We start from the raw sequence: 19,010 nt of genomic DNA on the forward strand, positions 1-19,010 counted from the left end.
CCGCCGCCATGTTGGACATCCACCCAGAAAGCTTTGCGCTGTGCCCAGAAATGCCCGTGCTCGGGCTGCCCGAGCTCACGCGCAACCTGCACCTGCTGGGCGGTGACTACCAGGTCGCCGGCATGCAGGCCGCGCCGCGCGCGGTGCTGCGCGGCCGCATGGAGACGCTGGAGCTGCGCCCCGGCCTGGTGCTCTACCGCACCGAGCTGCAGGACCTGTGCACGCTGCGCACCTCCAACCTGCTGCTGCCCGGCCTCAAGCTGTGCATGCTGGTGCAGGGCAGTTCCGAGCTCTCGTATGGGCGGCGCAGCTTTGTGCTGGGCCCTGGAAGCGGCCGCATGCCTGCCGCTTTGGTGGCGCTGGCCGAGCCCGACCGCTTCACGCGCCACTGGCAGAGCGGGCGCGCCGAGCGCAAGGTCTCGCTCACGCTGATGCCCGAGTGGCTGGAGGCCAATGGTGTGGCGAATGGCGCCGTGCAGGCCTTCAGCCGCCAGCACCTGGCCGTGGCGCCCTGGCAGCCTTCGGCGCGCGCCATGGCGCTGGCCGACCAGATCGGCCGCCCGCCCGAGATGGATCCCGTCCTGCGCCGCCTGTGGCTGGAGAGCCGCTGCCTGGACATCGTGGTCGAGGCGCTGGACGTGATTGCGCGCCAGGGCACAGGCTCTGCAGAAGGGGCTGCGGCCCCCGCGCGGAACGACGCATTGGATGCCCGCAGCCACCGCCGCCTGCGCGCACTGCGCGACTTCCTGGACAGCGGGGAGGCCGATGCCCTGCCGCTGGCCGCCATCGCGCGCCATGCGGGCATGAGTGCGGCCCACCTGCAGCGCCACTTCCCCAAGGTCGGCGGTACCTCGGTGGTGGACTACCTGCGCCAGCGCCGCCTGTTGCGCGCGCGCCAGGCGCTGGAGCGTGGCGAGGCCGATGTGGCGGGCGCCGCCGCCCTGGCCGGCTACGCCAGCGCGGCCAATTTCGCGACGGCGTTCCGCCGCGTGTTCGGCATCACGCCGCGGCAGGCGCGCCAGCGGCTGTGAGTGTTTCTGGTAAGGGCGCAGACAGAGACAGGTCAATACGTATTGATAATTATTCTCATATAATGGCCCGATAGCCAGCCACTGCCAGCCCCACTTTCCCGGGGATTTCCGGCGCCCGAAGCCAGCTCTGTTCCAACCCCGATTCAGAGAAAAGGTTTCCCCTGTGGCGCACCCGACCGACAATTCCCCCCGTTTCGCACCCCGTCCGCTGGCCCTGTTGGCCGCGCTGGCATGCGCCTCTTTCACGGGCGCCCAGGCGCAGACCACGGGCAGCGAGCCTGCGCAGCTGATTGCGGCCGGCCCCGCGCTCAAGGAGGTGGTGATCAGCGGCTCGCGCAGCGAGCAGAACCCCGACGACCTGCCGATGAGCATCGACGTGATCAACGCCCGTGCGCTCGAAGAAGGCCAGGTGCGCGACATCCGCGATGCGGCGCGCGAGCTGCCCAACGTCTCTGTCACGCGCTCGCCCGCGCGCTTCTCGCTGGCCAGCGGCTCCACAGGCCGCGAGCAGAACGCGGGCTTCAACATCCGCGGCCTGGACGGCAACCGCGTGCTCATGATGGTGGACGGCATCCGCCTGCCGCGCAGCTATGTGTTCAGCGCCAACGCCTTCGGCCGCGACTACCTGGACATGGGCCTGCTGCAGCGCATCGAGGTGGTGCGCGGCGCCACCTCGGCGCTGTACGGATCGGACGGCATGGCCGGCCTGGTGAACTTCATCACCGTCGACCCCGAGAACTTCCTCAAGGACGGCAAGACCCTGGGCGGCCAGGTGAGCGCGGGCTACGACGGCGACGACCACGGCAAGCGCCTGGGCGCCACGGTGGCCGGCCGCGTCAACGACACGGTGCAGTGGCTGGTGGCCGGCAGCGTGAACCGCTCGCGCGAACTCGACAACATGGGCACCAACGATGCGGCCAACGCCGACCGCACCCTGCCCAACCCGCAGAAGGACCAGGGCGGCGCCTTGCTGGCCAAGGTGGTGCTCACCCCCGGTGGCGGCCAGCGCCACGCCTTCACGGTGGAGCATGTGGACAAGACCTCCGACTACGAGCTGCTCACCGCGCGCTCCAAGCCGCCGCTGGCCGCCACGTCCACGCTGTCGTCCAACTCCTCCACCGACATGCAGCGCACCCGCGCCACCTGGGAGGGCAGTTGGCGCCTGAACACCGGCTTTGCCGACGACGTGAAGGCCACGCTGAGCTACCAGGACGCGCATTCGCGCGAATACGCCTTCGAGGACCGCAACACCGCGGCCGACCGCGTGCGCGACGTGACCTACGACGAGCGCAGCTGGCAAGCCAACCTGCAGGGCAGCAAGGTGCTGCGCGGCAGCGGCAGCCTGGTGCAGAAGATCACCTACGGCCTGGACTACGCGGCCGCCAAGGTCACCAACCTGCAGGACGGCGTGACGCCGCCCGTGGGCGAGACCTTCCCGCTCAAGCGCTTCCCGGACACCAACGAGACCAGCGCCGCGCTGTACGTGCAGGACGAGATCGTGAGCGGCCCCTTCAGCGTGACGCCGGGCGTGCGTTTCGACAGCTTCCGCATCAAGGCCGACCAGACCGGCTTCGGCGCACAGGCGGTCTCGCTCTCGGGCAACGCCACCTCGCCCAAGCTGGGCGTGCTGTACCGCGCCAATGAGGCGTGGAGCGTGTTCGGCAACTACGCGGCGGGCTTTCGCGCGCCCAACGCCGGCCAGGTCAACGCCTTCTTCGAGAACCCGGTCAGCAACTACAAGACGGTGCCCAACGGCAACCTCAAGCCCGAGAAGAGCCAGAACTTCGAGCTCGGCGTGCGCGGCCGCATGGACATGCTGTCCATCGAGGCCGCGGCCTTCACCGGCCGCTACAAGGACTTCATCGAAGACCTGCGCCAGGTGGGCGGCACCGGCGCGCCGGGCAACCCGCTGGTGTTCCAGTCGGTCAACATCGGCCGCGTCAAGCTCAGTGGCTTCGAGGTCAAGGGCGATGTGCGCTGGGGCAAGCTGGCGGGCGGCCAGCTGAGCACGCCCTTCGCCTATGGCCAGACGCGTGGGCGCGACACCGCCACCGGCAAGCCCGTCAACACCGTGGACCCTTCGCGCCTGACGGCCGGCCTGCGCTACGACACCAGCGCCTTCATGGTGCGCCTGGACATGACGCATGCCGCCGCCAAGAAGGCCGAGGACGTGACCCTGGCCACGGGCAGCACGCAGTTCCTCACGCCCTCGTACACGGTGCTCGACCTGTCGGGCCAGTGGCGCATCCGCAAGGACCTGCGCCTGAACGCCGGCATCTACAACCTGACCGACAAGAAGCACTGGCGCTGGGCCGACGTGCGCGGCCTGGCCGCCAACGCCAGCTTCATCGACGCCTACAGCCAGCCCGGCCGCGCCGTGCGCGTCTCGCTGGTCGCGGACTTCTGACCGGGGCGACCTTTCTTCGAACCCATCCCATCGCGCAAGGAGACAGACATGAGCCATGCACCCGATACGCCCGCATCCAGCGGCCATTGCGACGAGGAATACAGCCTGCCCTGTGCCGAGGCGCTGCTGGCCGGCACGCTGGCCCTGATGACGGGCTATGTGCAGGCCTGCTGTGACAGCCACCGCGATGCCATGGGCCGCAAGATCACCGCCAACCTGCAGATGCTGGCCGATGCCGAAGGCTTCACGCCGCACTTTCGCACCGTGGTCTGGAGCCTGCAGGGCCGCTGGGCCCAGCAGTGCGCAGGCCCCGCGGCCGATGCCGCCAGCGCCGCGCTGTCGGCCGCCGAGCAGCGCCGTGCGCTGTGGATCGCCGCCCCCGAGACCGTTCAATGACGCGCATGACTTCTTCTTCCTTCACCCCAGACCCCAACGGCGTGCGCCTGCAGACGGCGCCCGCCATCCGCGAACAGTTTGCTGCCGTGCGCGCCACCGGCAAGCGTGCCAAGGACGCTGCCGAGGCCCTGGGCCTGTCCGAAGGCGCGGCCATTGCCGCCCATGCGGGCGAGCATGAATACCCGCTCAAGGCCGTGCCGCTGCAGGGCTCGTGGCTGCAGCTGCTGCAGGCGCTCGAAGCCTGCGGCCCGTTGATGGCGCTCACGCGCAACGAGGGTGTGGTGCACGAGAAGACCGGGGTCTACACCAACATCTCGGCCACCGGGCCGGTGGGCATCGCCCTGAGCGAAGACATCGACCTGCGCCTGTTCTTCGCGCAATGGCATGCGGGCTTTGCCGTGACCGAAGCGGCCGCCGACCCGGCGCGCCCAGCGCAGCGCAGCCTGCAGTTCTTCAACGCCCACGGGCGTGCGGTGCACAAGGTCTTCGTGCGCGAAGCCACCGACCTGGCCGCGCTCGATGCCGTGGTGCAGCGCTTTGCCCAGCCGAGCGCGGGCTATGTCTTCGGTGCGCCGCCAGCGGCCGAAGCGCCCCGGCCCGATGCCGAGATCGACGCTGCCGGCCTGCGCGAAGGCTGGGCCGCGATGCAGGACACGCACGAATTCTTCGGCCTGATCCGGAAGTTCGCGGTGGAGCGCCAGCAGAGCTTTCGCCTGGTGGAGGGGCAGTTTGCCTGGCACCTGGCCAAGGAATCCGTCACCGCCGTGTTGCAGCAGGCGGCCGCGGGTGGCCTGCCCATCATGGTCTTCGTGGGCAGCGGGGGCTGCATCCAGATCCACACCGGCCCGGTGGTGAACATCAAGCCGCTCGATACGCCCGGCGGCGCGCAGTGGATCAACGTGCTCGACCCCGGCTTCAACCTGCACCTGCGCACCGACATGGTGGCCAGCGTGTGGCTGGTGGAAAAACCCACGGCCGACGGTGTGGTGACCTCGGTCGAAGTCTTCGACCATGCGGGCGAGCTGATGGCCATGTTCTTCGGCGCGCGCAAGCCCGGCCAGGCCGAGCTGCAGGGCTGGCGCGACCTGGTTGCGGGCCTGCCACGGCTGCAGGAGCTGGCCCATGCTGCGTGATGCCGGTTTGATCGAGCGCCGCCATCTGCTGCGCGGTGCTGCGGCATTGCCGCTGTCGTTCGCACTGGGCCAGGCCCGTGCGGCGGGCGCGGCGCGCATCGTCTCGCTGGGCGGCGCGCTGACCGAGGTGGTCTACCTGCTGGGCGCACAGGGCCAGCTGGTGGGCACCGATACCACCAGCCTGTTCCCAGAGGCCGCACTCAAGACCGCCAAGGTGGGCTACATGCGCCAGCTCTCGGCCGAGGGGCTGCTGTCGCTCAAGCCCGATGCCGTGGTGGGCACCACCGAGGCCGGCCCGCCCGTGGTGCTGGACCAGGTGCGCAGCGCCGGCGTGCGCGTGGAACTGGTCAAGGCCGATCACACCTGGGACGAGGTGCAGCGCAAGGTCGCCACCGTGGGCCGCGTGGCGGGCCGCGAACGCGAGGCTGCCGCCCTGCAGGCCGATCTCGATGCCCAGTGGGCTGCCGTGCAGAAGGCCGTGGCGGCCTCCACGAAGCGCCCGCGCGCGATCTTCATCCTCTCGCACAGCGGCAGCCCCATGGTGGCGGGCACCGGCACGGCGGCCGATGCGCTGATCCGCTTTGCCGGCGGCACCAATGCCATCACCCAGTTCGCGGGCTACCGGCCACTCACGGCCGAGGCCATGGCCAGTGCCGCACCCGAGGTGCTGCTCAACAGCACCCAGGGCATCGAGGCGCTGGGCGGTGAGGCCGCGTTCTGGCAGCGGCCCGAGCTGGCGCTCACGCCCGCCTTCCGCCGCAAGGCCCTGGTGACCATGGAGGCCAGCCAGTTGCTCGGCTTCGGGCCGCGCCTGCCCGCCACCGTGCGCGAGATCCAGGCGCGCCTGCAGGTGGTCACTGCGTGAGTGAACTGGTGGCGGCACCGCCTGGCGCACGGTGGGTTCCTGGGCGCCTGAGCCCCCGCAGCGCACTGGCCCTGGGCCTGGCGCTGGTGGCTGCGGCCTTCGTCTGGGCCAGCACCCAGGGCGCCTATGCGATCACGGGCACCCAGCTGTGGCAGGTGCTGCTGCAGGCCGTGGGCGCTGTGCCCGCGCCCGAGAACGCGCCCGAGTACCTGGTGTTCGTCAACATCCGCCTGCCGCGCCTGCTGATGGGCGTGGCCGCGGGCGCAGGCCTGGGCCTGGCGGGTGCGCTGATGCAGGGCCTGTTCCGCAACCCGCTGGCCGACCCCGGCCTGATCGGCGTGAGCAGCGGGGCCGCGCTGGCCGCGGCGCTGACCATTGTGCTGGGCATGCATTGGCTGCCCGATCTGCCGCGCACTCTGGGCAGTTGGCCCCTGGTGGCGATGGCCTTCGGCGGTGGCATGGTCGTCACGGCGCTGATCTACGGCCTGGCGCAGGCCGATGGTGGCACGCGCATGGGGCTCATGCTATTGGCCGGCGTGGCCGTGAATGCGCTGGCGCTGGCGGGCCTGGGCTACCTCAATTTCATTTCCACCGACGAGCAGTTGCGCAACATCCAGATGTGGCTCTTGGGCAGCCTGGGTGGCGCCCGCTGGAGCGCCGTGGCCCTGGTGGGGGCCATCGTGACCGTGGCCTGCGGCCTGGGCCTGGCACTGGCGCGGCCGCTCAATGCCATTGCCCTGGGCGAGGCGCAGGCCGCGCTGCTGGGTGTGCCGGTGGAGCGCACCAAGCGCCTGGCCGTGCTGGTGACGGCGCTGGCCGTGGGGGCGGTGACCGCAGCCACGGGCATCATCGGTTTCATCGGCCTGGTGGCGCCGCACTGGGTGCGCCTGGTGGCCGGGCCGGACCACCGCGTGGTGCTGCCCTGCTCGGCCCTGCTGGGCGCCACGCTGGTGCTGGTGGCCGACGTGGTGGCGCGCACCATCGTCAAACCGGCGGAGCTGCCCCTCGGTGTGCTCACGGCCTTCATCGGCGTGCCGCTGTTCCTGGCCATGCTGCGCCAGTTCAGGAGCAAGGTATGAACGCGGCCTCGCTCCATCCCGGCGATCCTCTGGTGTGCGATCAGCTGGGGGTGGGCCTGCCGGGCAGGCCACTGCTGGCCACCGTGCATGCGCAGCTCGCACCGGGCCGCTTCACGGCCATCCTCGGGCCCAACGGGGCGGGCAAGTCCACGCTGCTGTCCATGCTCTCGGGCCAGCGCGCACCGCGCTCGGGTGCTGTGAGCCTGGGGGGCCGAGCGCTCTCGGCCATTGTCGCGCCGGAACTGGCGCGCCTGCGCGCGGTGCTGCCGCAGGAGACGGCGGTGGCCTTCGACTTCACGGTGCAGGAGGTGGTGGAGATGGGGCGCTTTCCCCACCGGCAAACTCCCAGCCGGCAGGAGGCGCGCATCGCCCACGATGCCATGGAGGCCACGGGCGTGGCGCATCTGGCGCTGCGCGGCGTGAACACCCTCTCGGGCGGCGAGCGCGCGCGTGCGCATCTGGCCCGGGCCCTGGCACAGATCTGGGAGCCCTTGCCCGACGGCGCCACGCGCTGGCTGCTGCTCGACGAACCCACCGCGGCGCTCGACCTGGCGCACCAGCACCAGGCCATGGCCCTGGTGCGCCGCTGGGCGGTGGAGCAGGGCATCGGCGTGGTGGCGGTGCTGCACGACTTGAACCTGGCGCTGCGCTATGCGCACGACGTGGTGCTGATGGGGGCAGGGCGCTGCGACGTAGGCCCCACGGGCGAGATCCTGGACGCCGCTGCCATTGCGCGCGTATGGGGCGTGCAATGCTCCGAGGTGCGCGCCAGCGACGGTGTGGCGCAGTTCCTGGTGGCGGCCGGGTGATGCGCAGATGACGATTGTGTCATCTTGCCGGGCCTTGCCCTTGGGGCCATGGGGATATGCGTGCCGGCGCATGCTGCGCCGCGCCATCTTGTCACTAGAATGCGCGCACACCATGCGCCGCCTGCTGCTTGTCTTTCTGCTGCTGTTCATGCCGCTCCAGTCCATCTGGGCCGCGGCATCGCCGTACTGCGGGCACGAGGCAGCGCCGCAGGCCTCGCATTTCGGCCACCATGTGCACGAGCACCAGGCCGATGACGGGCATGCCGCCCCCTCGCAGGCGAGCGAGACGCCCGACCACAAGGCCCTGACGACCTCCGGCGGGGCGGACATGGACTGCCATGCCTGCCACGGCGCGGGCAGTGGCATGGCGCTGAGCGCCAGTGCGCAGGCCATCGTGGTGTCGGTGGGCCGCCCTGCGCCCCAGATGGCACCGGCCTGGGTGCATCCTCCCCTTTCCCGGCCCGAACGCCCCAACTGGCACCTCCTCGCCTGAACGGCGAGGCGGGCTGCGGGCGGCCCCTTTCCTGACGATTCCACGCTGCCCTGCCGGGCAGTAGCGGTGCGCATGTGCGTGCGCGCCCGGTGTCGTGCCTTGCCGATTTCAACCCCGTGGCCCCCGGCCACTGCAGAGGAATCGGATGCAACGAACGAGAGAAACGAACCACACCCCACGGCGGCGCATGGCGGCCGTGGCCCTGGCGTGGGCACTGGGCGGCAGTGCCGCGCTGGCCCAGTCGCCGCCCCCACCGCCACCGCCGCCGACCACGCTCAAGGCCCTGTTCGAGCGCGCCTGGGAACGCCAGCCCGAGGCGCAGTCGGCCGCGCTGCGGCGCGAGTCCGCGCAGGCCGCGCGCAGCGGTGCCGACGCCTGGACGGCCGAGCCCGCCGCGCTGGAACTGTCGCGCAAGAGCGACCGCCCCGGCAGCAACCAGGGCAGCCGCGAATACGAGGTGGGCGTGGCCCTGCCGCTGTGGCTGCCCGGTGAGCGCGCCCGCAAGGCGGCGCTGGGCGATGCCGAGCTCAAGGCCGTGGAAAGCCGCCGCCTGGCCGCGCAGCTGCAGTTGGCGGCCACCGTGCGCGAGGCCTGGTGGGCCTTACAGCGGGCCCAGGCGGAACTGGGACTGGCCCAGGACCGTCTGCACAGCGCGCAGCAGCTTGCGGCCGATGTGGCGCGGCGCTTCAAGGCCGGTGACATGTCGCGTGCCGACCAGACCCAGGCCGATGGCGCCGTGGCCCAGGCCGAGGCCGCCGTGGCCGAAGCCACGGGCGCGCGCGATGCCGCGCAGGCTGCGCTGGCGGTGTGGGGCGGTGCCGTGGTCCAGGCCGATGGCGCCGAACCCGAGGCCTGGCCCGCCGCCGGGCTGCCCGCCGACCACCCCGCCGTGGCGGATTGGCAGGACCAGGCCGAGGTGGCGCGCCGCAGCGCCGACCTGGCGGCCGTGCAGACCCGGGCCAACCCCGAGCTGACCGTGGCGGCCACGCGGGCGCGCGAGCAGTCAGGCGAACGCTATGCGCAAAGCTTCACGCTGGGCGTGCGCATTCCCCTGGGCGGCGGCGACCGCGCGCGTGCGAAGGAGACCGCTGCACGGGCCGACGCGCTGGACGCCGAGGCCCGCGTGCGCGTGGAGCAGGACCGGCTGGCCGCCGAGGTGGCTGCGGCCACGGCCCGTGTCCAGTCGATGAAGCGCCAGCGCGAGGCCATGGAGCGCCATGCCGCCCTGGCGCGCGACACAAGGGGTTTCATCGACAAGGCCTTTCGCCTGGGCGAAGCCGACTGGCCCACGCGCCTGCGCGTGGAACTCGATGCCGTGCAGGCCGAACGCCAGCTCGCGCGGGCCCGCATCGATGCGGCCGCCGCCATCTCCAGCCTGCGCCAGGCCCTGGGCCTGTTGCCGCAGTGAGCGCCCGCAGCCCCTTTCTCCCCCCATTTTTCTGAACACCATGCAATTCCCCTCCTTTCTTTCCGCACTGGGCCTGGCCCTGGTGCTGGGTCTCGCACCCTCATGGGCCCTGGCCGGCGAAGGCCATGACCATGGCGAAGCCCCCGCTGCCGCATCCGGCCCTGCGCTGCCGCGCTTTGCCGCCACGTCGGACCTGTTCGAACTGGTTGGCGTGCTCGATGGGCAAAAGCTCGCGCTCTACCTTGACCACGCGGGCGACAACAGCCCCGTGAAGGAGGCGCAGCTCGAGCTTGACATCGCGGGCACGCGCGTGCCCGTGACCCGCGTGGCCGATGGCGAATTCCAGGCCGCCCTGGCCGCCCCCCTGGCCGAGGGCGTGAGCCCTGTCACGGCCACCGTGGTGGCCGGCGCCGAGACCGACCTGCTGGCTGGCGAGATCGACGTGCATGCCGCCGTGCATGCCCATGCCGAGCCGGCAGGCCCGCGCAAGGTCTGGGTGGCAGGTGCCGTCGCTGCCGTGCTGGCGGCGCTGGCCGCCGTGTGGGGCCTGCGGCGTGGCCGCGCCGCCCGCGTGGGAGGTGCAGCATGAAGCGCACCATGATTGCCGCCATGCTGGCGGCGGCAGCCCTGTGGGCTCCGCTCTCCGTGGCCGCGGGAGAAGGCCATGACCATGGCGATGCGCCTGCAGCCGCCGATGGCAACGGCCCCAAGCGCCAGCCCGATGGCAGCGTCTTCTTGCCCAAGCCCGCGCAGCGCCAACTGGGCGTGCGCACCCTGGTGGCGGCCGAGGGCCGGCACGCCAAGGCCTTCGAGCTGGCGGGCACCGTGGTCATGGACCCGAATGCCGGCGGCAAGGTGCAGGCGGCCCTGGCCGGCCGCCTGGAGGCCGGGCCCAAGGGCCTGCCCGGCGTGGGCCAGGCGGTGCGCAAGGGCGAGGTGCTGGCCTATGTGGTGCCCACGGCGGGTGCCATCGAGCGCTCCAACCAACTGGCCCAGCAGGCCGAGCTGCGTGCCTCGCGCGACCTGGCGGCACGGCGCGTGGCGCGGCTCAAAGAGCTGGCCGACACCGTGCCGCGCAAGGAGATCGAGGCGGCCGAGAGCGAGCTGCAGAGCTTCACGCAGCGCCTGGGCGCGGTGGGGGCCGGCCTGTCCACGCGCGATGCGCTGCTGGCACCGGTCTCGGGCGTGATCGCCTCGGCCAACGCCGTGGCCGGCCAGGTGGTGGATGCGCGCGAACTGGTGTTCGAGGTGGTGGACCCCGCGCGCCTGCGCGTCGAGGCCCTGGCCTATGACACGGCCCAGGCCCACAGCGTGGCCGGTGCCGCGCTGGCCGTGGGCGGGCAGCGCGTGCCGCTGCGCTTTCTGGGCGCGGCGCGCAGCCTGCGCGAGCAGGCGCTGCCGCTGCAGTTTGCCGGCGACTCGGCGGTGCTGGGCACCCTGGCCCTGGGCCAGCCCGTGCGCGTGTTCGTGCAGTCCACCGAGCAGGCGGCCGGCGTGCAGGTGCCGGTCGCCGCGCTGCTGCGCAACCCCGCGAACCAGACCATCGTCTGGGTCAAGGAGTCGCCCGAGCGCTTCGTGCCGCGTGTGGTCACCCATGTGCCGCTCGATGGCACCTCGGTGGCCGTGACCTCGGGCCTCAAGGCGGGTGACCGCGTGGCCACGCAGGGCGCCACGCTGATCAACCAGGTCCGCTGAGGGAGCCACCACCATGTTCAAGTGGCTACTCGAAAGCAGCCTGGTCAATCGGCTGCTGGTGCTCATCGCGGCCGGCGTGCTCATGGCCTATGGCGCCTTCACGCTCTCGCGCACCCCGGTGGACGTGTTCCCCGACCTCAACAAGCCCACCGTCACGCTGATGACCGAGGCCGGCGGCATGGCCGCCGAAGAGGTGGAGCAGCTCATCACCTTCCCGCTGGAGACGACGATGAACGGCCTGCCCGGCGTGGAGAGCGTGCGTTCCACCTCCAGCGCGGGCCTGTCCTTCATCTACGTCACCTTCGACTGGAGCGTGGACATCTTCCGCGCACGGCAGATGGTGTCCGAGCGCCTGTCCTCCATGGAGGAGGGCCTGCCCGTCGGCGTGACGCCGCGCATGGGCCCCATCAGCTCCATCATGGGCGAGATCATGCAGGTGGCGATACCCATCGACGTGCAGCGCACCACGCCCATGGCCGTGCGCGAGTACGCCGACTGGGTGCTGCGCCCGCGCCTGCTGGCCATTGCCGGCGTGGCCCAGGTGATTTCCATCGGCGGCGAGGTGCGCCAGTTCCAGGTGCAGCCGCAGACGGAGCGCATGGCCGAGCTGGGCATCACGCACGACCAGCTCACGGGGGCGCTCAAGGGCTTCTCCAGCAACACCTCGGGCGGCTTCCTGGAGCTCAACGGGCGTGAATACCTGATTCGCCACCTGGGCCGCACCTCGCGGCTTTCGGACCTGCAGAACCTGGCCCTCACCGCAAAGAACGGCCAGCCCGTGCTGCTGCGCCAGGTGGCCGAGGTGACATTCGCCGCCGCACTCAAGCGCGGCGATGCGGGCTTCGAGGGCAAGCCGGCCGTGATCCTCGGTATCCAGAAGCAGCCCACGGCCGACACCATTGCGCTCACGCGCAGCATCGAGGCGGCGCTGGTCGATCTGAAGAAGTCGCTGCCCGCGGGCATGGAGGCGCCGCGCGTCACCTTCCGCCAGGCCAGCTTCATCGAGGCCTCGGTCACTACCTTGCAGGGCAAGCTCATCGGCGCCTCGGTGTTCGTGGCGGTGATCCTGTTCGTGTTCCTGGGCACGCTCCGGCCCACGGTGATTGCGCTCACGGCCATCCCGGTGTCGATCTTCATCACGGCCCTGGTGTTCAAGTACTTCGGCCTGTCCATCAACACCATGACGCTGGGCGGCCTGGCCATTGCCATCGGCGGCCTGGTGGACGATGCGGTGGTGGACGTGGAGAACGTGCTGCGCCGCCTGAAGATGGACCGCGCCCGGCACCCGCAGCACCGGCTGCACCCGCTGGAGGTGGTCAAGCTCGCGTCGATGGAAGTGCGCTCGGGCATCCTCTACGCCACGGCCATCATCGTGCTGGTGTTCCTGCCGCTGTTCGCGCTGCCGGGCATCGAGGGGCGGCTGTTCGTGCCGCTGGGCATTGCCTTCATCGTCTCCACGCTGGCCTCGCTGCTGGTATCGGTCACGGTCACGCCGGTGCTGGCCTTCTACCTGCTGCCGCGCATGAAGAACCTGGACCATGGGGACACGCGCGTGGTGGCCTGGCTCAAGGCGCGCTACCGCGGCGGGCTCGGCCGGGTGCTGGCACGCCCGCGCATCGCCATGGCCGTGAGCGCGGTGGCGGTGGTGCTGTCGGTGGCGGCGGTGCCGTTCTTTCCGACCACCTTCCTGCCGCCGTTCAATGAAGGCACGCTGCTCATCGGCATGCGCCTGAACCCGGGCGTGACGCTGGCCGAATCGACCCTGCTGGCCAGCCAGGCCGAGGTGCTGGTGCGCCAGGTGCCCGAGGTCACGCACGTGGGCCGGCGCAGTGGCCGCGCCGAGCTCGACGAACATGCCGAGGGCGTGCACGTGAGCGAGCTCGACGTGGGCCTGCTGCCCGCGAGCGAACTGAAACGCAGCATGGGCGAGGTGCAGGCCGACATCCGCAGCCGGCTGGCGCAGATGCCGGCGGCCATCGCCATCGGCCAGCCGATCTCGCACCGCATCGACCACATGCTTTCGGGCGTGCGCTCGCAGATCGCGATCAAGCTCTTCGGCGAGGACCTCGATACCCTGCGCGGCCAGGCCGATGCGCTGCGCGCGCGCCTGGCCACCATCGACGGCCTGGCCGACCTGGAGGTGGAAAAGCAGGTGCTGGCGCCGCAGATCACCGTGCGCGTGGACCACGCCGCAGCCGCCCAGTACGGCGTGCCCGCGGCGCAGGTGCTGGCCACGCTGCAAGGGCTGGTGGAAGGCGAGAAGCTCACGCAGATCGTCGAAGGCAGCCGGCGCTTTGCGCTGGTGGTTCGCCTGCCCGAGAGTGCGCGCTCGCTCGATGGCCTGGCGCAGATCATGATCGAGACGCCGCGCGGGCGGGTGCCGCTGTCGCGCCTGGCCAGCATCGAGGACGGCGACGGCCCCAACCAGATCAGCCGCGACGATGGCAAGCGCCGCATCGTGCTGTCGGCCAATGCGCAGGGCAGGGCGCTGTCCGACGTGGTGGCCGACATCCGCAAGGTGGTGGGCGAGACGCGCCTGCCCGACGGCTACTTCATCACCCTGGGCGGCCAGTTCCAGGCGCAGGAAGAGGCCAGCCGCCTGGTGGGCATGCTGGCCATCGTCTCGCTGGTGCTGATGTTCGTGGTGCTGTACACGCGCTACCGCTCGGCCACGCTGTCGGCACTCATCATGGCCAACATCCCGCTGGCGCTGGTGGGGGCCGTGCTGGGCCTGTGGATCTCGGGCCAGCCGCTGTCGGTGGCGGCGCTGATCGGCTTCATCACGCTGGCGGGCATCTCGGTGCGCAACGGCATCCTGAAGGTCAGCCACTACCTGAACCTGATGCGTGTGGAGGGCGAGAACTTCGACACCGCGATGATCGTGCGCGGCTCGCTGGAGCGCCTCTCCCCCGTGCTCATGACGGCCCTGGTCACCGCGTTTGCACTGGCACCGCTGTTGCTCGAGGCCGAGCGCCCGGGCACCGAGATCCTGCACCCCGTGGCGGTGGTTATCTTCTCGGGCCTGATCAGCTCGACCCTGCTCGACACCTTTCTCACCCCGGCCCTGTTCTGGCTGTTCGGCCGCCGCGACGCCGAGCGCCTGCTGAACGACAAGAACGCCGAGGCCTTCTGACCATGTTTTCCCTGTTCCCGCAACCCCATGAAAGGACATCCATGACAAGCAAGCATCTCCTGGCCGCGCTGGCGCTGGCCGTTTCGGGCGCCGCCTTCGCGGCCGGCGACCACAGCCATGGCGACGACCACAAGCCGCAGCACGGCGGCATCGTGGCCGGCACCCACGACATGGACTACGAACTCGTGGCACGGCCCGACGTGATCACCCTGCACCTGCGCGACCACGGCAAGCCGGCCAGCGCGCAGGGCGTGAGCGCCAAGCTCACGCTGCTGAGCGGTACGGAGAAGTCCGAGGCCGTGCTGACGCCCGCGGGCGAGGGCAAGCTCGAAGCCAAGGGCACGTTCAAGGTGGCAGCCGGCACCAAGGTCGTGGCCCTGGTGACCCTGCCGGGCAAGAAGCCTGCGAACGTGCGCTTTGCGCTGAAGTAAGCAGGCACCCACGCCCGCCGGCGCGCAATCCGTCACGAAAGTGGCGCCCGATGCGCCGGCATGGGCTGCGTGCGGCGCATGCCTGGCCTACCATGCCGGCATGCCTGCTTCCGCCGACTTCGATTTCGCCGCGCTGGCCGAGGGCATTGCCCAGGCCAGCCGCGCCGCCCTGGCCGAGATCTCCGAGCGCTGCGGCCCGCACGACCCCGTGTGCGCCTTCACGCTCTACACCGACGATGGCGCCATGACCGTCTGCCCGGCCATGGTGACCGAGGGCCAGGTGCAAGCGCTCACCATGCGCCACCCGGACGATGCCGACTACTACCGCTACAGTTCCGCGGAATGGCCCCTGGAGGGCGAGGGCGCCAACGCCGCCTTCAACGGGCTGTGCACCCGGGTGGCCGACCATGTGCTGGCGCTGCCGGACGCGGATGGTGATGCGGCCTTCACCGCGTTCCGCACCCAACTGCTCGAAACCCTGCTCCAGGTGCTGGAGCAGCTGCGCCGCGAAGACCCGGCCTTTGCCCGGGAATCGCTGATGCTGCAGGTGGCCGTGTCGGACGGCGACGAGCCTGCCGAGCTGCTGAACCAGTGGGTGGCGCGCCTGAACCCGCCGGCCGTGGCGGCCCGGTTCAAGGCCTGGACGGATACCTGGGGTTAGCCGTCAGATCAGTATTCCAGGCGTTCCGGCCGGATCTCCTGCAGGATGGTCGTCGCGATCTCCTCGATCGACTTGGTGGTGGTCGACAGCCAGCGGATGCCGGCGCGGCGCATCATGGCCTCGGCGTCGGCCACCTCGTTGCGGCAGTTGACCAGGTCGGCGTACTTGGAGTTGGGCCGGCGCTCGTTGCGGATCTCGGACAGGCGCTCGGGCTGGATGGTCAGGCCGAAAATCTTCTTGCGGTGCGGCTCCAGCGCGGGCGGCAACTGGCGGCGCTCGAAATCCTCGGGGATCAGCGGGTAGTTGGCGGCCTTCATGCCGTACTGCATGGCCAGGTAGAGGCTGGTGGGGGTCTTGCCGCTGCGGCTCACGCCGACCAGGATCACGTCGGCGTTCACCAGGTCGCGGTTGCTCTGGCCGTCGTCGTGCGCCAGGCTGAAGTTGATGGCCTCGATGCGGTCGGTGTACTCCTTGCTGCGGCTTACGTCGGAGAAACGGCCCACGCGGTGGTGCGACTTGATGCCCAGTTCGTCTTCCAGCGGGTGCACGAAGGTGCCGAACATGTCGAGCAGCATGCCCTTGCAGCCTTCCTGGATGACGCGCAGCACCTCCATGTTCACCAGGGTGGTGAAGACGATGGGCTTCTTGCCCTCGATCTCGGCCGTGTGGTTGATCTGCCGCACGGTCTGGTGGGCCTTGTCCACGCTGTCGATGAAGGGCAGGCGCACGTGGCGCGGCTTCATCTCGAACTGGGCCAGGATGGCGTTGCCAAAAGTCTCTGCGGTGATGCCGGTGCCGTCGGAGACAAAGAATACGGTGCGCGTGTGCATGGGAGGGGGGCCTTTGGGTGTGTCAACACGATGTCAACCTGCTTTGGGCGCGGCAGGCCTACAATTGTGTCAATTATCCAAATTTCTCCACCATGCACGCCGTCGGCCCACAACCACAACGACAAAGCCCCAAGCGCCCGTGCATGGCCGCTCGCCCCACGGTGCCCCTTGGAAGGGGCGGGCGCGCAGACGACCCGGTTTCAACTTCTGGAGCTTTCCCATGTCTGCACTTTTCAGCCCGACCGCCCTGGTCGTACCGTTTGAAAACCTGAGAATGACCGACGTCGAGTCGGTGGGCGGTAAAAACGCCTCCCTCGGCGAGATGATCTCCCAACTGCCCGAGGGCGTGCGCGTCCCGACCGGCTTTGCCACCACGGCCCATGCCTTCCGCCAGTTCCTGGCCCACGATGGCCTGGCCGACAAGATCAGCGCCAAGCTGGCGAGCCTGGACACCGAGGATGTGCGTGCCCTGGCCCGCGTGGGTGCCGAAATCCGCGCCATGGTCGAGGCCCAGCCCTTCCCGGCCGATCTGCAAAAGGCCATCGGCGATGCCTTCGCCACCCTGTCCGCCGGCAACCCGCAGGCCAGCTTTGCCGTGCGCTCGTCCGCCACGGCCGAGGACCTGCCCGACGCCTCGTTCGCCGGCCAGCAGGAGACCTTCCTGAACGTGGTGGGCATCGAGGACGTGCTGCACAAGATGAAGGAGGTGTTCGCCTCCCTGTACAACGACCGCGCCATCTCCTACCGCGTGCACAAGGGCTTCGCGCACGACGTGGTGGCCCTGTCGGCCGGCGTGCAGCGCATGGTGCGCTCCGACCTGGGCGCTGCGGGCGTGATGTTCACCATCGACACCGAATCGGGCTTTGATGAAGTCGTCTTCATCACCAGCAGCTACGGCCTGGGCGAGACCGTGGTGCAGGGCGCCGTGAACCCCGACGAGTTCTACGTGCACAAGCCCATGCTCAAGGCCGGCAAGAAGGCCGTGATCCGCCGCAACCTGGGCAGCAAGCTGGTGCAGATGGTGTTCTCCTCGGCCGAGGAAAAGGCCGCCTCGGGCAAGCTGGTCAAGACCACCGATGTGCCCACCGAGCAGCGCAACCGCTATTCGCTGAGCGATGCCGACGTGCAGCAGCTGGCGCACTACGCGCTGGTGATCGAGCAGCACTATGGCCGCCCCATGGACATCGAATGGGGCAAGGACGGCACCGACGGCCTGCTCTACATCCTGCAGGCCCGCCCCGAGACGGTGAAGAGCCAGTCCAAGGGCCAGGCCGAGATGCGCTACAAGCTCAAGGGCCAGGGCACCGTGCTGGCCGAGGGCCGCGCCATTGGCCAGAAGATCGGCACCGGCCCCGTGCGCCTGGTGCACAGCATCTCCGAGATGGACAAGGTCCAGCCCGGCGATGTGCTCGTGACCGACATGACCGACCCCAACTGGGAGCCGGTGATGAAACGCGCCAGCGCCATCGTCACCAACCGCGGCGGGCGCACCTGCCACGCGGCCATCATCGCGCGCGAGCTGGGCATCCCGGCCGTGGTGGGCTGCGGTGATGCGACCGAGCGCCTGAAGGACGGCACCCTGGTTACCGTGAGCTGCGCCGAGGGCGACACCGGCCAGATCTATGACGGCCTGTTGGAAACCGAGGTCACGGAAGTGCAGCGCGGCGAGATGCCGAGCATCAAGACCAAGATCATGATGAACGTGGGCAACCCCCAGCTCGCCTTCGACTTCTGCCAGCTGCCCAACGAGGGCGTGGGCCTGGCGCGGCTGGAGTTCATCATCAACAACAACATCGGCGTGCACCCCAAGGCCATCCTGGACTACCCGCAGATCGATGCCGACCTCAAGAAGGCCGTGGAATCGGTGGCCCGCGGCCATGCCAGCCCCCGTGCCTTCTACGTGGACAAGGTCGCCGAAGGCGTGGCCACCATCGCCGCGGCCTTCTACCCCAAGCCGGTCATCGTGCGCCTGTCGGACTTCAAGAGCAACGAGTACAGGAAGCTCATCGGCGGCAGCCGCTACGAGCCCGAGGAAGAAAACCCCATGCTGGGCTTCCGCGGCGCGGCGCGCTACCTGAGCGCCGACTTCGGCGAAGCCTTCGCCATGGAGTGCGAAGCGCTCAAGCGCGTGCGCAACGACATGGGTCTGACCAATGTGCAGGTGATGGTGCCCTTCGTGCGCACGCTGGGCCAGGCCGAGCGCGTCACGCAATTGCTGGCCCAGCATGGCCTGCAGCGCGGCAAGGACGAGCTCAAGGTCATCATGATGTGCGAGGTGCCGAGCAACGCCATCCTGGCCGAGCGCTTCCTCGAATTCTTCGACGGCTTCTCCATCGGTTCCAACGACCTGACCCAGCTCTCGCTGGGCCTGGACCGCGATTCGGGCCTGGAACTGCTGGCCCAGGACTTCGACGAGCGCGACCCTGCCGTGCTGGCGTTGATCCACCAGGCCATCAAGGCCTGCCTGGCCCAGGGCAAGTACATCGGCATCTGCGGCCAGGGCCCCAGCGACCACCCCGACTTCGCGCAGTGGCTGGCCGCCGAGGGCATCTCCTCGATCTCGCTGAACCCCGACAGCGTGATGGCCACCTGGCAGCAGCTGGCCGCGGGCTGAGGCCTGGTGCAGGGACCTGGACCGA

At 70.0% G+C, this 19,010-nt stretch carries 16 protein-coding genes; 15 read left to right on the forward strand and 1 reads right to left on the reverse strand.

The genetic code is table 11. From position 1 onward, the window contains the following. Nucleotides 1-8 precede the first annotated feature (8 nt). The 14 genes from AC3WOH_RS21310 (at nt 9) to AC3WOH_RS21375 (ending at nt 15,541) form a co-directional block, all read left to right on the forward strand. On the forward strand, nt 9-1,031 hold the full coding sequence (locus tag AC3WOH_RS21310; RefSeq protein ID WP_492231325.1) for a helix-turn-helix domain-containing protein: 1,023 nt from the start codon (nt 9-11) through the stop codon (nt 1,029-1,031). A 163-nt stretch (nt 1,032-1,194) separates the two neighbouring features. Beyond that, nucleotides 1,195-3,438, forward strand: coding sequence for a TonB-dependent hemoglobin/transferrin/lactoferrin family receptor (locus AC3WOH_RS21315; protein ID WP_492231326.1), 2,244 nt, complete (start codon nt 1,195-1,197; stop codon nt 3,436-3,438). A 48-nt stretch (nt 3,439-3,486) separates the two neighbouring features. Next, entirely contained in the window at nt 3,487-3,834 is a 348-nt protein-coding gene (locus AC3WOH_RS21320) for a hypothetical protein (protein WP_184858542.1), read from the forward strand. Between the two features lie 5 nt (nt 3,835-3,839). After that, nucleotides 3,840-4,967: a hemin-degrading factor gene (locus AC3WOH_RS21325; RefSeq protein WP_492231328.1), complete on the forward strand. Its 1,128-nt coding sequence runs from the start codon at nt 3,840-3,842 to the stop codon at nt 4,965-4,967. Next, nucleotides 4,957-5,832, forward strand: a complete 876-nt coding sequence (locus AC3WOH_RS21330; protein WP_492231329.1) for a heme/hemin ABC transporter substrate-binding protein — start codon at nt 4,957-4,959, stop codon at nt 5,830-5,832. Before AC3WOH_RS21325 ends, AC3WOH_RS21330 begins: the two co-directional genes overlap by 11 nt. 5 nt (nt 5,833-5,837) lie before the next feature. Beyond that, a complete protein-coding gene (locus AC3WOH_RS21335) occupies nt 5,838-6,911 on the forward strand; it encodes a FecCD family ABC transporter permease (RefSeq protein ID WP_492231356.1) in 1,074 nt (357 codons plus the stop codon). Next, on the forward strand, nt 6,908-7,720 hold the full coding sequence (locus tag AC3WOH_RS21340; RefSeq protein WP_492231330.1) for a heme ABC transporter ATP-binding protein: 813 nt from the start codon (nt 6,908-6,910) through the stop codon (nt 7,718-7,720). The genes AC3WOH_RS21335 and AC3WOH_RS21340 overlap by 4 nt, the downstream gene beginning before the upstream one ends. A gap of 112 nt (nt 7,721-7,832) precedes the next feature. After that, nucleotides 7,833-8,213, forward strand: a complete 381-nt coding sequence (locus AC3WOH_RS21345) for a hypothetical protein (protein ID WP_492231331.1) — start codon at nt 7,833-7,835, stop codon at nt 8,211-8,213. Between the two features lie 145 nt (nt 8,214-8,358). After that, on the forward strand, nt 8,359-9,621 hold the full coding sequence (locus AC3WOH_RS21350; RefSeq protein ID WP_492231332.1) for a TolC family protein: 1,263 nt from the start codon (nt 8,359-8,361) through the stop codon (nt 9,619-9,621). 40 nt (nt 9,622-9,661) lie between these two features. Further along, the gene (locus AC3WOH_RS21355) at nt 9,662-10,210 is read left to right on the forward strand and encodes a hypothetical protein (protein WP_492231333.1); all 549 of its coding nucleotides are present in this window, start codon (nt 9,662-9,664) and stop codon (nt 10,208-10,210) included. Continuing rightward, on the forward strand, nt 10,207-11,316 hold the full coding sequence (locus tag AC3WOH_RS21360; RefSeq protein WP_492231334.1) for an efflux RND transporter periplasmic adaptor subunit: 1,110 nt from the start codon (nt 10,207-10,209) through the stop codon (nt 11,314-11,316). Before AC3WOH_RS21355 ends, AC3WOH_RS21360 begins: the two co-directional genes overlap by 4 nt. A 13-nt stretch (nt 11,317-11,329) precedes the next feature. Next, nucleotides 11,330-14,449: an efflux RND transporter permease subunit gene (locus AC3WOH_RS21365; protein WP_492231335.1), complete on the forward strand. Its 3,120-nt coding sequence runs from the start codon at nt 11,330-11,332 to the stop codon at nt 14,447-14,449. A 41-nt stretch (nt 14,450-14,490) separates the two neighbouring features. Further along, nucleotides 14,491-14,880: a hypothetical protein gene (locus tag AC3WOH_RS21370; protein ID WP_492231336.1), complete on the forward strand. Its 390-nt coding sequence runs from the start codon at nt 14,491-14,493 to the stop codon at nt 14,878-14,880. Nucleotides 14,881-14,980: 100 nt separating this feature from the next. Continuing rightward, on the forward strand, nt 14,981-15,541 hold the full coding sequence (locus AC3WOH_RS21375) for a DUF4303 domain-containing protein (protein ID WP_492231337.1): 561 nt from the start codon (nt 14,981-14,983) through the stop codon (nt 15,539-15,541). A gap of 8 nt (nt 15,542-15,549) precedes the next feature. Here the strand turns inward: AC3WOH_RS21375 and ppsR are convergent, their stop codons facing one another. After that, nucleotides 15,550-16,371, reverse strand: a complete 822-nt coding sequence (gene ppsR / locus AC3WOH_RS21380; protein ID WP_184858563.1) for a posphoenolpyruvate synthetase regulatory kinase/phosphorylase PpsR — start codon at nt 16,369-16,371, stop codon at nt 15,550-15,552. 220 nt (nt 16,372-16,591) lie between these two features. Between ppsR and ppsA the strand changes: the two genes are divergently transcribed. After that, nucleotides 16,592-18,985 carry a phosphoenolpyruvate synthase gene (ppsA, locus tag AC3WOH_RS21385; protein ID WP_492231338.1) on the forward strand — a complete coding sequence of 798 codons (2,394 nt, stop codon included), beginning with the start codon at nt 16,592-16,594 and terminating at the stop codon, nt 18,983-18,985. Nucleotides 18,986-19,010 lie beyond the last annotated feature (25 nt).

This window comes from Acidovorax sp. FW305-C-20-28, from assembly GCF_058783375.1.

Coding starts and splice junctions, on each gene's coding strand:
- AC3WOH_RS21310 (WP_492231325.1), top strand. CDS start 9: ATGTTGGACATCCACCCAGAAAGCTTTGCGCTGTGCCCAGAAATGCCC.
- AC3WOH_RS21320 (WP_184858542.1), top strand. CDS start 3,487: ATGAGCCATGCACCCGATACGCCCGCATCCAGCGGCCATTGCGACGAG.
- AC3WOH_RS21325 (WP_492231328.1), top strand. CDS start 3,840: ATGACTTCTTCTTCCTTCACCCCAGACCCCAACGGCGTGCGCCTGCAG.
- AC3WOH_RS21330 (WP_492231329.1), top strand. CDS start 4,957: ATGCTGCGTGATGCCGGTTTGATCGAGCGCCGCCATCTGCTGCGCGGT.
- AC3WOH_RS21340 (WP_492231330.1), top strand. CDS start 6,908: ATGAACGCGGCCTCGCTCCATCCCGGCGATCCTCTGGTGTGCGATCAG.
- AC3WOH_RS21345 (WP_492231331.1), top strand. CDS start 7,833: ATGCGCCGCCTGCTGCTTGTCTTTCTGCTGCTGTTCATGCCGCTCCAG.
- AC3WOH_RS21350 (WP_492231332.1), top strand. CDS start 8,359: ATGCAACGAACGAGAGAAACGAACCACACCCCACGGCGGCGCATGGCG.
- AC3WOH_RS21355 (WP_492231333.1), top strand. CDS start 9,662: ATGCAATTCCCCTCCTTTCTTTCCGCACTGGGCCTGGCCCTGGTGCTG.
- AC3WOH_RS21360 (WP_492231334.1), top strand. CDS start 10,207: ATGAAGCGCACCATGATTGCCGCCATGCTGGCGGCGGCAGCCCTGTGG.
- AC3WOH_RS21365 (WP_492231335.1), top strand. CDS start 11,330: ATGTTCAAGTGGCTACTCGAAAGCAGCCTGGTCAATCGGCTGCTGGTG.
- AC3WOH_RS21370 (WP_492231336.1), top strand. CDS start 14,491: ATGACAAGCAAGCATCTCCTGGCCGCGCTGGCGCTGGCCGTTTCGGGC.
- AC3WOH_RS21375 (WP_492231337.1), top strand. CDS start 14,981: ATGCCTGCTTCCGCCGACTTCGATTTCGCCGCGCTGGCCGAGGGCATT.
- ppsR (WP_184858563.1), bottom strand. CDS start 16,371: ATGCACACGCGCACCGTATTCTTTGTCTCCGACGGCACCGGCATCACC.
- ppsA (WP_492231338.1), top strand. CDS start 16,592: ATGTCTGCACTTTTCAGCCCGACCGCCCTGGTCGTACCGTTTGAAAAC.